Genomic DNA, 13,142 nt, shown 5'->3' with positions numbered 1-13,142 from the left:
TACATCACGGATAGGAGAGCCTCATGCTGCATCGTCGAAGCCTGCTGGCGGGCGCCGCCGCGGCCGGTCTTGCCGGCAGCGCGGGGCTGTCGCGTGTCGCCATCGCGCAGCCCGCGCGCAACCGCGTGCTCAAGCTGGTGCCGCAGGCCAATCTGACCAGCCTGGATCCGATCTGGACCACGGCGAATGTCACGCGCAACCACGCCTATATGATCCATGACACGCTGTACGGCATGGACAGCAACTTCGTCCCCCGCCCGCAGCTGGCGGAAGGCGTGGTCGAGGAGGATGGCGGCAAGCTGGTGACGCTGACGCTGCGCCAGGGCCCGAAGTTCCATGACGGCGAGCCGGTGCGCGCCGTCGACGTCGTCGCCAGCCTGCAGCGCTGGATGAAGCGCAGCCCGGTCGGGCAGAAGCTGGCGACCTTCGTCGATGCGCTGGAGGCGGTGGATGACCGCCGGGTGCGCTTCCGCATGAAGCAGCGCTTCCCGATGCTGCTGTCGGCGCTGGCCCAGGTCAGCAACAGCCCGGCCTTCATCCTGCCGGAGCGGCTGGCGAAGACCGACGCCTTCACGCAGATCCGCGACACCACCGGCTGCGGCCCGTATCGCTTCAAGGCCGACGAGTTCAACTCGGGCAGCTTCGTCGCCTATGAGCGCAATGCCGAGTACAGCCCGACGCCCAACGGCACGCCGAGCCTGACGGCCGGGCCGAAGCTGGTGCATTTCGACCGGGTCGAGTGGAACATCATCACCGACGCCTCGACCGCGGCGGCCGCGATGCAGACCGGCGAGGTCGACTGGTTCGAGCAGCCGCCGCCGGAGATCCAGGCGCTGCTGAAGCGCAACCGCCAGCTGGCGATCGAGGAGATCGACCCGCTGCCGCTGGTCGGCGTGCTGCGCTTCAACCATCTGCACGGGCCGTTCAACGACAAGAAGGTGCGCCAGGCGCTGCTGCCGGCGGTGAGCCAGTCGGATTTCATGAGCTCCATCGTCGGCCCCGATGCGTCGCTGTATTTCGACGATGTCGGCGTCTTCACCCCGGGCACGCCGCTGGCGAACAAGGTCGGGCTGGAGCCGCTGCTGGGCGCGCGCAGCATCGACCGGGCCAAGGGGCTGCTGAAGGAGGCGGGCTACACCAACCAGCCGCTGCGGCTGATCGGCCCGACCGACATCCTGGCGCCGTCGGCGATGTCGCAGGTGGGCGCGGACATGCTGCGCCGGCTGGGGATGAATGCCGATATCGCCTTCGGCGACTGGGGCACGGTGGTGCAGCGCCGCACCTCGCGCGAGCCGGTGGACAAGGGTGGGTGGAGCATGCTGTTCACCAGCTTCTCCTCCTTCGACTTCGTCGATCCGTCCTGCCATTTCCCGCTGCGCGGCAATGGCGCGCAGGCCTGGGTCGGCTGGCCGGAGGTGCCGCGGCTGGAGCAGCTGCGCGACGAGTGGTTCCTGGCGCCCGACATGGCCGCGCAGAAGAAGATCGCCGAGGACATGCAGCGCGTCGTGATGGATGAGCTGCCCTACATTCCTGTCGGCGCCTACAAGAGCCTGACGGCCGTGAACCGTTCGCTGAAGGATCGCGTGGGCGGTTTCGCGATCATGTGGAACATCAAGCGCGCCTGAACGGATAGAAAAAAGATGGGGGTCTGGGGGAATTCATTCCCCCAGCCTTTTCTTATTCTGCCTTGATGTTCGCCTGCTGCGCCGTGGCTTTCCAGCCTTCTATTTCCTTGTTCAGTCGCTGGCTTGTCTGCTCCGGCGTGGCGAAGTTGACCAGCGACCCGGCCTCGAAGGCGCGCCTCCTGAGGTTCTCGTCCTGAAGCGCCTTCTGCAGCGCGTTGGTGATCTGCTGCCGTGTCTCGGCCGGCACGTCCTTCGGCGCAAACACAGCGAACCAGACATTCAGCGGCAGATCCCTGAACCCGGCTTCCGCCGCCGACGGAATATCCGGCAGCCCCGGATGCCGGTCATTCGAGCTGACGCAGAGCGCGCGCAGCTTGCCCTCGCGCAGCAGGCTGACCAGCGGTGGCGGCGAGTTCATGTAGAACTGCACGCGGCCGGCGATGAGATCGCTGATGGTCTCGCCGGTGCCGCGATAGGGCACGTGCAGCATGTCGATGCCGGCGCGCGACTTCAGCAGCTCGGTCCCCAGATGGTGCATCGAGCCGCTGCCGGCGGAGGCGTAGCTGATCTTGCCGGGATTGGCCTTGGCATAGGCCACCAGCTCCGGCAGCGTCCGCACCGGCAGGGAAGGGTGCGCAACGATCAGCTGCGGCGTGTCCGACACCTGGCCGATCGGCAGGAAGTCATTCGTGGTGCTGATGCCGCCGGTGCCGCCGATGGCGGCGCGCCCGGCCATGGTGCCGCAATAGCCCATCAGCAGCGCATGCCCGTCCGGCTGGGCGCGCGCGACCGCCATCAGGCCGACGACGTCGTTGCCGCCTGGGCGGTTCTCGACGAGCACCGGCTGGCCGAGGATCTGGCCCAGCGGCTCGGCGATCAGGCGGGCCGCGTAATCGGTGCCGCCGCCAGCGGGGCTGGGCACGGTCAGGATGATGGGGCGGCTGGGGAAACGCGGCTGGGCCACAGCAGGCATCGCCAAGCCAAGGCCAGCCAACGCCAGAGCGCGGCGCTTGAAATCCATCGTGACACTCCTCCTTGAGGCCCGCTCTGCGGCGGGTCCAAGGAGAGAGTGCAGGAAGACAGCAAGGCTGGGGGAAGGAATTCCCCCAGACCCCCATCTTTTTTCTAGGGCATGGCAGCGCCGATGCCACCGTCGACCAGAATCTCGGTGCCGGTGATGTGGCGCGCCTCGTCCGACACCAGGAACAACACCGCATGCGCGATGTCCCAGGCATCGCCCATCTTGCCCATGGGGACCTGCGCATCACGCTTCGCGATCAAGGCCGCGGCGTCATTCGCACCGAGCTGACGCACCAGGCGATGCTCCACCAGCGGCGTGTGCATCAACCCGGGGATCACCGTGTTGCAGCGGATGCCGGCCTTGGCATGCTCCATCGCGACCGATTTGGTCAGCGCGATGATGCCGTATTTCGACGCGCTATACGCGATATGCGGGCGCTCTGCGCTCATGCGAAGCGCTGCGATCGAGGACAGGTTGACGATGGCGCCGCGCCCGCGCGCCTTCAGATGCGGCAGCGCATGCTTGCAGCCCAGGAAGGCGCTGCGCAGGTTGAAGTCGATCTGCCTTTCCCAATCGGCCTCGTCCATCGTCTCGGCGCCGCCGGGATGCGAGCCGCCGACATTGTTCACCAGGATGTCGAGCCCGCCAAAGGCTTCGACGCAGGCGGCCACAGCGGATTCCACCTCGGCCGAGGACGTCACGTCGGCCACATGGGCGCGGGCCTCGCCGCCCTCGCCGCGGATCAGGCCCAGCGTCTCCTCCGCCGCCTCGATCCGGTTGTCGAGGCAGAAGACGCGCGCCCCCTGCCGGGCCAGCAGCACCGCCGTCGCCTTGCCATTGCCCCAGCCCGGCCCCGCCGAGCCCGCCCCCGTCACCAGCGCCACCTTGCCGTCCAGCCGCAGCATCCGCTTCAATCCCTTTTCAGCCGCGCACCGCGGCGCAAAGCCCGCCATCGACCAGCAGCTCGGTGGCGGTGATGTATTTCGCCTCGTCGGAGGCCAGGAACAGCGCGGCATTGGCCACGTCCCAGGCCTCGCCCATGCGGCCGATCGGCACCTGGTCATGCCGCCGCTGGAAGAAGGCGTCGCGATCCATGCCCGTCTCGCGGCTGGCGAATTGTTCCGCCAGTTTTTCGACGAGCGGCGTGTTCATCAGGCCCGGCAGCACGCAGTTCAGGCGAACCCCGCGGCGCGCGTAATCGACGGCGACGACGCGGCTGAACTGCACCAGCCCGGCCTTGGCGGCGGCATAGCCGGCCTGCGGCTTGCCGGTGTAGCGGATGGCCGCCGTCGAGGCGATCGAGACGATGGCGCCGGCGCCTTGCGCCGCCATCAGCGGCAGCACCGCCTTGCAGCAGAGGAAGGCGCTCTTCAGGTTGATGTCGATCTGCGAGTCCCAGTCGTCCTCGCTCATCGTCGCCGGGTCGCCGGGGCGGGACAGGCCGACATTGTTGACCAGCACATCGACGCGGCCAAACCGCGACACGCAATCGGCGACCAGCGCGTCGACGCTCGGCTTGTCGGTGACATCGCCGATGCCGAAGGCAAACCTGCCGCCTTCCGCCTCGATCAGCCGCGCCGTCTCCTCTGCCGCGGCGGTGTCGCGCTCGACGCCATAGACCGTGGCGCCCTGCCGCGCGAAGGTCACGGCGATGGCCTTGCCGTTGCCCCAGCCCGGCCCCTGCGAGCCGCAGCCGGTGACGATGGCGACCTTGCCCTCAAGCCTTCCCATCGGAGGACGCCCCATCGGAGGCAGAACGGGGTTGCGCCAGCGGATCGGCCGCGTCGATCCCCAGCGCCTCGAGGAAGCGGGAGACCATGTTGTAGGCGCCGATGGTGGCCGTCAGCTCGACCAGCAGCCGCGGCTCCAGCCGCGGGCGCAGCGCCTCGAAGACGCCTTCGGGGACGTGGACATGCTGGGTCATGGCGTCGCAATAGGCCAGCACCGCCTGCTCGGTGGCGTCGAACAGGCTGGATTGCGCGCGCCAGTCGACCAGCGCCTCGACCTGGTCCTGGCTGAGGCCTTCCTTCAACGCGATCGGGGCGTGCTGCGCGGCCTCGTAGGGGGCGGCGTTGAGATGGGCGATGCGCATGATCACCATCTCGCGCAGCTTGCCGGGCAGCGCGCATTCATGGCGGATGGCGGTCAGGTAGCGCAGCCAGCCTTCGGCCACCGGCCCGCTGTGCAGCAGCATGGCGTAGAGATGCAGGACGGAGCCGCGCTCCCGCACGATGCGGTCGACAAGCGGGCGCGTCTCGGGCCGATCCGGATCGGCATAGGCGATGCGGGCCAAGGGCGTGTTCCTCGTGATCTCGCCGCGTCGCTTGCCGCGCGGCGTTGCGGTCACGGAACACCAAGCACCGTCACGCGTCAACGACGGCGCGGCCCGCTCACGAAAAAGGGCCAGGCAGGTTTCCCTGCCCGGCCCCCTTTGTCGGCGAAGGTCGGCGATCAGGCGGCCGCGTAGCCGATGATCGCCTTGGTCTCCAGGAACTCCTCCAGGCCGAAGGCGCTGTATTCGCGGCCATTGCCCGACTGCTTGTAGCCGCCGAAGGGCGCGCCCCAGTCCCAGGCCGGGTAGTTGATGCGCACGTCGCCGGCGCGCATCTGCGACGCCACCTTGCGCGCCGTGGCGAGGTCGGCGGACTGCACGTAGGAGGACAGGCCGTAGACGGTGTCGTTGGCCATGGCCACGACCTCGTCGACGGTCTCATAGGGCAGGATGGCGAGCACCGGCCCAAAGATCTCCTCGCGGGCGATGCGCATCGAGGGCTTCACATTGGCGAAGACGGTGGGGCGGACGAAATAGCCGCGGTTCAGCCCCTCCGGCCGGCCGGTGCCGCCGGTCAGCAGCTCGGCGCCCTCGTCGATGCCGGCCTGGATCAGGTCCTGGATCTTGTCGTACTGGATCTGGCTGACCACCGGGCCCAGCTTGGTGTCGGCGGCGCGCGGGTCGCCGACCTTGTAGGTCTCGGCAGCGGCCTTGGCGATCTTCTTGACGTCCTCCATCTTCGAGGAGGGCACGAACATGCGGGTCGGCGCGTTGCAGGACTGGCCGCTGTTGCCGAAGCAGCCGGCGATGCCCTTGGTCACCGCCTTCTGGAAATCGACGTCGGCCAGCAGGATATTGGCCGACTTGCCGCCGAGCTCCTGGCTGACGCGCTTGACCGTGTCGGCGGCGGCCTTGGCCACCTGCACGCCGGCGCGGGTCGAGCCGGTGAAGGACATCATGTCGACATCCGGATGCGCCGACAGCGCGGCGCCGACGGTCGGGCCGTCGCCATTGACCAGGTTGAACACGCCCTTCGGCACGCCGGCCTCGTGCAGCACCTCGGCGATCAGCAGCGCGTCGATCGGCGCGATCTCGGAGGGCTTCAGCACCATGGTGCAGCCGGCGGCCAGCGCCGGGCCGACCTTGCAGGCAATCTGGTTGATCGGCCAGTTCCAGGGGGTGATCAAGCCGCAGACGCCGATCGGCTCGCGCACGATCAGGGTGCTGCCGCGCAGCTCCTCGAAGTCATAGCCTTCCAGCACGCGGATCAGCTCGCGCAGATGCCCCGGGCCCATCGCCGCCTGGGCGTCGCGGGCGAGGGAGACGGGGGCGCCCATCTCCTGGCTGATCGCCTGGACGAATTCGTCGTAGCGGCGCTCATAGATCTCGACGACGCGCTTCAGCAGGGCGACGCGCTCGGCGCGGCTGGTGGCGGCGAAGGCCGGGAAGGCGGCGCAGGCGGCGGCGACGGCGCGGTCGATATCGGCGGCGCTGCCCATCGAGATCTTGGTATAGGCTTCCTCGGTGGAGGGGTCGATCACATCCAGCGTCTTCGGGGTGACCGGGTCGACCCAGGCGCCGTCGATGTAGAATTTCAGATTGTTCATGCTGTGTTCCTCCTGCGCGCCGCCGCTTCGATGTTGCGACTGCGATCCATTATCAATGGTGCCCTCCTCGGCGCGCGCGGGCAAGGCCGGGCAACGGGCAATTGACCGGCTACGTTATTCCTGGATGGATATGACGGTCAACCGGCGGCGGCGTCAGCTCCAGCGCACATCGTAGAATTGCGGGAAGCCGCTGCGCAGCCCGGTCAGCCGCTTCGAGAAGACGGTGGGCTGGTAGTAGACGCCGAGCGGCAGATAGGGGACGTCGTCCCAGAATTGCCGCTGGATGGCCTCGCCGACCTGCTTCTGCGCGGCGAGGTCCGGCGCGTCGAACCAGTCCTGGCGCAGCGCCTCCAGCCGCGGCAGGGTCGGCCAGCCGAACCAAGCGCCGGCGCCATTGCCGCGCAGCCCGAGATGGCTGGCCGGGTCGAAGTTGTTCGTCCCCGTCAGGAAGGTGATGAACAGGTTCCAGCCGCCGGCTTGCGGAGAATCCTTCTTGGCGCGGCGCTGCACCACCGTGCCCCAGTCCAGCACCTGCAGGTCGACATTCAGCCCGCCGCGCTTCAGCGCATCGGCGGCGACCAGCCCCATGGCGCTCTGCGCCGGATAGTCGCCGGCGACCATCATCACCACCGGCTCGCCCTTGTAGCCGGCCGCCGCCAGGTCGCGCTTGACCTTGTCGTAGTCACGCTTGCCGCTGATCACCTCGATCCCGGCGCTGTTGGCCAGCGGCGTGTCGGGCGGGAAGGGGCCGACGCCGTCCTTCCACAGGCTGGCGTCGCTGCCGGCGATGGCCTGCATGCAATCGGCCTGGCTGATGGCGCCGAGCAGCGCGCGGCGGATCGCCGGATTGTCGAAGGGCGGCAGCAGGTGGTTGAAGCGCAGCGTGCCGAGATTGCCGCTGACATCCTGCACCATGGTGGAAAAGCGGTTGCCGCGGGACAGCATCGGCATCAGGTCGATCGCCGCCTGCTGCCACCAGTCGACCTCGCCATTCATCAGCGCGCCGGCCGCCGTCGCCGGGTCGGGGATGATGCGCCATTCGATGCGGTCGAAATGCGCGACCTTCGGCCCGGCGGTGAAGCTGGCCGAGCCGCCCTCGCGCGGCTTGTAGCCGTCGAAGCGGCCATAGGCGGAGAAGGCGCCGTCGACATGCTCGCGCGCGAGATACCGGAAGGGGCCGGAGCCGACCATCTCGGTGACGCGGGTGCCGGGATCGGTCCTGGCCAGCCGCTCCGGCATGATGGCGGGCATCGAGGTGCCGGTCTTGCCGAGCGCATTCGGCAAAAGCGGAAAACGCTTCTTCAGGCGGAAGACGATGGTGCGGTCGGTCGGCGCGGACAGCTCCTCCGTCGCCGCCATCAGCGCGGCGGCGAAGGCGTCGCGGGCGGCGATGCGGCGGATGCTGGCGACGCAGTCGATGCCGCGCACCGGCTCGCCATCATGGAAGCGCAGGCCCTCGCGCAGCGTCAGCGTCCAGCGCAGCCCGTCCTCCTCGACGAGATGGCCTTCGACCATCTGCGGCTGCATGGAGAAATCATCGGCCTGGCCATAGAGCGTGTCGAAGACCAGGTAGCCATGGTTGCGGGTGACCGTGGCCGTGGTCCAGACCGGGTCCAGCACGGTCGCGTCGCTTTCGGGGATGAAGCGCAGCACGCGGCTGCCGGGCCCGCTCTGCGCGGCGGCCAGGCGCGGCGCCGCCAGCACGGCGGCGGTGGAGGCAAGGAAGGCTCGGCGCTGCATCGCACTCTCCCTCGACCGGCTTTTTCCCGTGGGGGCGGACTCGTTGGTCCGCCCCGCGTTCCGCGCAGCATGCAACGCGCGGGGCCGTCAGAAAAGCCCCGCGGCGTGGCGTCAGCCCTTGGCCATGTCCAGCGGCGGCGGGATCTCGGCCGGGATCGGGCTGGCATAGACCTGGCCCTGCAGCCGCTGCGCCAGCTCCGCCTTGGCGCGGGTGATGATCCCCTGGTCCTGCAGCGCGGCGACGGCGGTGGCGGCCATCACCTTGGCCGCATGCACCATGCCCTTATGCGCATGCGGGCTCTTGCCCTGGGCGGTCAGCTGCCAGGAGTGGAAGGGCGTGCCCACGGCGCAGGTCGCGCCATGCGCCTGCACCGTCGGCACCACCCAGGAGACGTCGCCGACATCGGTCGAGCCCACCATGGGCCTGCGCGGCGCATCCAGCGGCACGACGGTGCTGCACAGCGCCATCTCGCTGTCGAAGGGCAGGCCGGCGCCGCGGAAGGCGGCGCGGATGTCCTCCGGATCCAGGGTCGCGCGGATCTGGTTGGCATAGGCGCGGTCGGCCTCGTCGAAGTCGGGCGCGCCCAGCCGGTCGAACTCGGCCTGCATCGCCTGCTCCAGCACGCCATTGCCGACCAGGTTGGAGAAGGCGGCGACGATGCGCATCTCGACCTTGGTCTCGGTCATCAGCGCGGCGCCCTCGGCGATCTTGCGCACCCGCTCGACCAGGGCGCGCATGCCGGCCAGGTCGGTGTTGCGCACCGCATAGCGCACCTTGGCGCGGCCCTGCACGACGTTCGGCGCGATGCCGCCGGCATCGAGCACGGCGTAATGCACCCGGGCCTCGCTGTTCATGTGCTCGCGCATGTAGTTGACGCCGACATTCATCAGCTCGACCGCGTCCAGCGCGCTCCGCCCCAGATGCGGCGCCGCGGCGGCATGGCTGGACCGGCCGGTGAAGGTGAAGTCGACGCGGGTATTGGCCAGCGCGATGGCCGGCGCCACGCCCGCGAAGGAATCCGGGTGCCAGGTGATGGCCAGGTCGACGTCGTCGAACAGCCCGGCGCGCACCAGGAAGGTCTTGCCGGCGCCGCCCTCTTCGGCGGGGCAGCCATAGTAGCGGACGCGGCCCTTGATGCCCTGCGCCGCCAGCCAGTCCTTCACCGCGGTCGCCGCCAGCAGGGCGCCGGCGCCCAGCAGGTTGTGGCCGCAGCCATGGCCGGCGCCGCCCTGGCCCTCGACCGGGCGGTGCTCGGCGATGCCGGCCGCCTGGCTGAGGCCGGGCAGCGCGTCGTATTCGCCGAGGATGGCGATGACCGGGCCTTCATCGCCGGCCTCGGCGACGATGGCGGTCGGCATCCCGGCGACACCCTGGCGCACCGCGAAACCCTGGTGCTGCAGCTCCTCGACATGGGCGGCGGAGGAGCGGGCCTCGGTGTAGAGCACCTCGGGCGTCTCCCAGACGCGGTCGGCCAGCGCCACCATGGTGTCGCGCTTGGCCTCGACCAGCGCCCAGATATCGGGGGTGTTCTGCATGATGACGTTTCTCTCCGGTGTCTCAGATCAGGCCGCGGGCCCGCAGCAGGGCGTCTTCCTGCGGCGGCCGGCCGCGGAAGTCCAGATAGAGCGCCATCGGATCGCGCGACCCGCCGGCGGCGTAGATGTCGCGCAGTTTCTCCGACAGGCGCGGATCGAAGACGTCGCCGGATTCCTCGAACGCCGAAAAACCGTCGGCATCCAGCACCTCGGCCCAGAGATAGGCGTAGTAGCCGGCGGCATACATGGAGCCGCCGAAGAGGTGGCTGAAATGCAGCGTGCGATGCCGCAGCCCCACCGCCGCCGGCATTTTTCTGTCGGCCAGGAAGGCGGCTTCGAAGGCCGCGGGGTCGAGGCCCGAGAGATCGTCCAGGCTGTGCAGCGCCATGTCGAGCAGCGCCGAGCCCACCAGGGCCGTGGTGAAAAAGCCCTGGTTGAAGGTCCGCGCGCCGAGCACGGCGTCGCGCAGCGCGGCGGGGATCGGCGCGCCGCTTTCGACATGGCGGGCATGGCGGTCGAGCACGGCGGGCGTCGCCAGCCAGTTCTCCAGCACCTGGGAGGGGAACTCGACGAAGTCATGCTCGACATTGGTGCCGGATTGCGAGGGGTAGCGCACCGCGCTCAGCAGCCCGTGCAGGGCATGGCCGAGCTCGTGGAAGACGGTGCGCGCATCGTCCCAGCTCAGCAGCGTCGGATTGCCGCGGGCGATGTTGTTGTCGTTGGTGACGATGGCGCGGGCGCCGGTCAGCGTCGCGGCATCGGTCAGGCTGCTCATCCAGGCGCCGGAGCGCTTGCCCGGCCGGGCATAATTGTCCATCAGGAACAGGCCGAGCACCGTCTCGCCCGAGCGCACCTCGAAGCCGCGCGCATCGACGTGCCAGGCGGGCAGGTCGTCGCGCTCGACGAAGGTGACGCCGAACAGGCGGTGCGCGGTGTCGAAGGCGGCCTCCAGCACGCGGGCGAGCGGCAGGTAGGGCTTCAGCGCGGCCTCGTCGATGCCGTGGCGCTGCTGGCGCAGCCGCTCGGCATAGAAACCCCAGTCCCAGGCTTCGATCGTGCCGCCGAGCCCGTCGGCATCGGCCAGCGCCTGCAGGTCGGCCTGCTCCAGCAAGGCGCGGGCGCGGCCGGCCTCCCAAAGCCGCTCCAGCAGGGCCATGGCGGCCTGGGGACTGCCGGCCATGGAGCCGTCGAGGGCGTAGTCGGCGTGGCTCTTGAAGCCGAGCAGCCGGGCACGCTCGGCCCGCAGCGCCAGGATGCGCGGCACCAGGGGGGCGTTGGCCTCGGATGCGCGGACCGACCAGGCCTGGTGCACGGCCTGGCGCAGGTCGCGGCGGGTGGATTGCGCCAGGAACTGCTCCATGACGCTGCGCGACAGGGTGACCAGCCAGCCGGTGGCGCCCCGCTCGTCGGCGGCGGCCTGCAGCGTGGCGCGGAAGTCGTCGGACAGGCCGTCGAGGTCGGCCTCCGTCAGCGACAGGGTCCAGTCGCGCTCCGCTCGGGTGACGTTCTGGGAAAACTCGGTCTCCAGCCGGCTGGCCTCGGCGGCGATGGCCTGCATGCGGGCGCGGCCGGGGGCGTCCAGCCCGGCGCCGGCGCGGCGCATCTGCCGGCGATGCTGCGCCAGCAGGCGGCGCTGGTCTTCCTCCAGCCCGTCATCGGGCACCGCCATCAGCCGGGCATAGAGGTGGGAGTCGCCGGTCACGGCGGCATCGTGCTCGGCCAGCACCGGCGACCATTCCAGCTCCAGCGCCTCGATCTCGGGCTCGCCCAGGTTGCTGGCGAGCGTGTCCAGGCAGCGCGAGACCAGGCTGAGCTGGCGGCCGGCGCGCTCCAGCGGCTCCACCACGTTGGCGAAGCCGGCCGGGTCGCGGGAGGCCAGGATGGCGGCGATCTCGGCCTGGTGCGCGGCCAGGGCGGCGGTGAGCGCCGGCGGGAAGTGCTCGGGCCGCAGCCGGGGGAAGGGCGGCAGGCCCGTCGTGTGGTCCCAGGTCTCGAAGAAGGGGTTGTCGGCCATGGGACGCTCCTCGGGCTGGCGGCGGGGGGTTACCAATCCCCCGCGTCGCCCGCCTTGTCCACTAGCCCAGGCGCCCCACCGCCGTCTCGAGCTGGCCCCAGGCCTCGGCGCCGTAGCGGGTCTTCCACTGCTCGTAGAAGCCGGCCTGCTGCAGCTTCTGGCGGAAGGGCGCGGGGTCGGGGGTGTTGAAGCGCAACCCGCGGGCGGCCAGCGTCCCCTCCAGCGCGGTGGACAGCGTCGCCAGGTCCTCGCGCTCGCGCATCGCGGCGGCGTCGAGCTCCTGCTGCACCATCTCCTGCTGGCCGGTGGTGAGGCCCGCGAAGGCGCGGCGATTGGCCAGCAGCCAGAAACCGTCCCACATGTGGTTGGTCATCGCGCAGAACTTCTGGACCTCGTAGAGGCGGGCGGTCTCGATGACGGGCAGGGGATTCTCCTGGCCGTCGACCAGGCGGGTCTGCAGCGCCGAATAGGTCTCGGCGAAGTTGATCGAGGCCGGCGCCGCGCCGAAGGCCCGGAACAGCGAGGTCCAGAGCGGGCTGACCGGCACGCGGATCTTGAAATTGGCCAGATCCTCGGGCTTCTCGACGGGCTTCGCGGCCGAGGTGATCTGGCGGAAGCCATTGTCCCAGATGCGGGTCATCGGCGTCAGCCCGGCCTTGGCGATCTCGCCGCGCAGGAAGGCGCCGAGCGGCCCGTCCATGGCGCGCCAGACCGTCGCGTAATCCGGGAAGGCGAAGCCCACGCCGTTCAGCGAGGCGACCGGCACCAGGGTCGAGAGGATCAGCCCCGATAGGGTCATCATCTGCACCGCGCCGGAGCGCAGCTGGCTCAGCACATCGGTGTCGGCGCCGAGCTGGTTGGCGGGGAAGAGCCGCAGCTCCAGCTTGCCGTCGCTGCGGTGGCCGATGGTGGCGGCGGCCTCCAGCAGGCGCTGGTTCAGCGGGTGGCTGGGCGGCAGGTTGGTGGAGAGGCGCAGCACGGTCTCGGCGGCCTGGGGGCGGCGCAGCGCCGGCAGGGCCAGCGCCAGGCCCAGCGAGGCCGCGCCGATCCGGCGGCGGGTCAGCACATCAGTCATCCGGTCGTTTCCCTGGGCGCCCGGGCTTTTGGCGGTGCCCCGGGTCGCGCCGCGCCAGACTGCGCCCGCCGGGGCTGCAGTCCAAGGGGGGAAAGCTCAGCCCCGGCTGGTGCCCATGGCCTGGCCGAGCTCGGCGATGGCCGCCAGCTTGGCGTGGAACAGCGACCAGTCGTCGGATTCCGCGATCGGGGCCCAGAGCGCCTCGAGCTCGTCGATCAGCAGGCTGTCTCGTATACACATCTCCGATCCCAC

At 69.8% G+C, this 13,142-nt stretch carries 10 protein-coding genes; 1 reads left to right on the top strand and 9 read right to left on the bottom strand.

Annotated elements, in window-relative coordinates:
- The first annotated feature begins 23 nt into the window (after positions 1–23).
- Entirely contained in the window at positions 24–1,625 is a 1,602-nt protein-coding gene (locus GVN67_RS01820) for an ABC transporter substrate-binding protein (protein ID WP_159992558.1), read from the top strand.
- Positions 1,626–1,677: 52 nt separating this feature from the next.
- Here the strand turns inward: GVN67_RS01820 and GVN67_RS01815 are convergent, their stop codons facing one another.
- From GVN67_RS01815 to GVN67_RS01775, 9 genes are all read right to left on the bottom strand, one after another.
- Positions 1,678–2,589, bottom strand: coding sequence for a tripartite tricarboxylate transporter substrate binding protein (locus GVN67_RS01815; protein ID WP_159992557.1), 912 nt, complete (start codon positions 2,587–2,589; stop codon positions 1,678–1,680).
- A 161-nt stretch (positions 2,590–2,750) separates the two neighbouring features.
- Positions 2,751–3,551: an SDR family NAD(P)-dependent oxidoreductase gene (locus GVN67_RS01810; protein ID WP_159992556.1), complete on the bottom strand. Its 801-nt coding sequence runs from the start codon at positions 3,549–3,551 to the stop codon at positions 2,751–2,753.
- Positions 3,552–3,567: 16 nt separating this feature from the next.
- Positions 3,568–4,377, bottom strand: a complete 810-nt coding sequence (locus GVN67_RS01805; protein ID WP_159992555.1) for an SDR family NAD(P)-dependent oxidoreductase — start codon at positions 4,375–4,377, stop codon at positions 3,568–3,570.
- Positions 4,364–4,939, bottom strand: a complete 576-nt coding sequence (locus GVN67_RS01800; protein WP_159992554.1) for a carboxymuconolactone decarboxylase family protein — start codon at positions 4,937–4,939, stop codon at positions 4,364–4,366. The genes GVN67_RS01805 and GVN67_RS01800 overlap by 14 nt, the downstream gene beginning before the upstream one ends.
- A gap of 158 nt (positions 4,940–5,097) precedes the next feature.
- Positions 5,098–6,525 (bottom strand): aldehyde dehydrogenase family protein, encoded by a 1,428-nt coding sequence (locus GVN67_RS01795; RefSeq protein ID WP_159992553.1) that lies wholly within the window; start codon positions 6,523–6,525, stop codon positions 5,098–5,100.
- Positions 6,526–6,678: 153 nt separating this feature from the next.
- Positions 6,679–8,265, bottom strand: a complete 1,587-nt coding sequence (locus GVN67_RS01790) for an ABC transporter substrate-binding protein (RefSeq protein ID WP_159992552.1) — start codon at positions 8,263–8,265, stop codon at positions 6,679–6,681.
- 111 nt (positions 8,266–8,376) lie between these two features.
- Positions 8,377–9,801, bottom strand: a complete 1,425-nt coding sequence (locus GVN67_RS01785; RefSeq protein WP_159992551.1) for an amidohydrolase — start codon at positions 9,799–9,801, stop codon at positions 8,377–8,379.
- Between the two features lie 22 nt (positions 9,802–9,823).
- Positions 9,824–11,815, bottom strand: a complete 1,992-nt coding sequence (locus GVN67_RS01780; protein WP_159992550.1) for a M3 family metallopeptidase — start codon at positions 11,813–11,815, stop codon at positions 9,824–9,826.
- Between the two features lie 61 nt (positions 11,816–11,876).
- Positions 11,877–12,890, bottom strand: coding sequence for a TRAP transporter substrate-binding protein (locus GVN67_RS01775; RefSeq protein WP_159992549.1), 1,014 nt, complete (start codon positions 12,888–12,890; stop codon positions 11,877–11,879).
- Positions 12,891–13,142 lie beyond the last annotated feature (252 nt).

The sequence above is a fragment of the Roseomonas sp. 18066 genome, from assembly GCF_902706185.1.
Lineage (GTDB): Bacteria > Pseudomonadota > Alphaproteobacteria > Acetobacterales > Acetobacteraceae > Pseudoroseomonas.
This window is presented reverse-complemented; position numbering and strand designations above follow the sequence as displayed.

Excerpts from the sequence above, each read along its gene's own strand:
- GVN67_RS01820 (WP_159992558.1), top strand. The coding sequence starts at position 24 with ATGCTGCATCGTCGAAGCCTGCTGGCGGGCGCCGCCGCGGCCGGTCTT.
- GVN67_RS01810 (WP_159992556.1), bottom strand. The coding sequence starts at position 3,551 with ATGCTGCGGCTGGACGGCAAGGTGGCGCTGGTGACGGGGGCGGGCTCG.
- GVN67_RS01805 (WP_159992555.1), bottom strand. The coding sequence starts at position 4,377 with ATGGGAAGGCTTGAGGGCAAGGTCGCCATCGTCACCGGCTGCGGCTCG.
- GVN67_RS01795 (WP_159992553.1), bottom strand. The coding sequence starts at position 6,525 with ATGAACAATCTGAAATTCTACATCGACGGCGCCTGGGTCGACCCGGTC.
- GVN67_RS01790 (WP_159992552.1), bottom strand. The coding sequence starts at position 8,265 with ATGCAGCGCCGAGCCTTCCTTGCCTCCACCGCCGCCGTGCTGGCGGCG.
- GVN67_RS01785 (WP_159992551.1), bottom strand. The coding sequence starts at position 9,801 with ATGCAGAACACCCCCGATATCTGGGCGCTGGTCGAGGCCAAGCGCGAC.
- GVN67_RS01780 (WP_159992550.1), bottom strand. The coding sequence starts at position 11,815 with ATGGCCGACAACCCCTTCTTCGAGACCTGGGACCACACGACGGGCCTG.
- GVN67_RS01775 (WP_159992549.1), bottom strand. The coding sequence starts at position 12,890 with ATGACTGATGTGCTGACCCGCCGCCGGATCGGCGCGGCCTCGCTGGGC.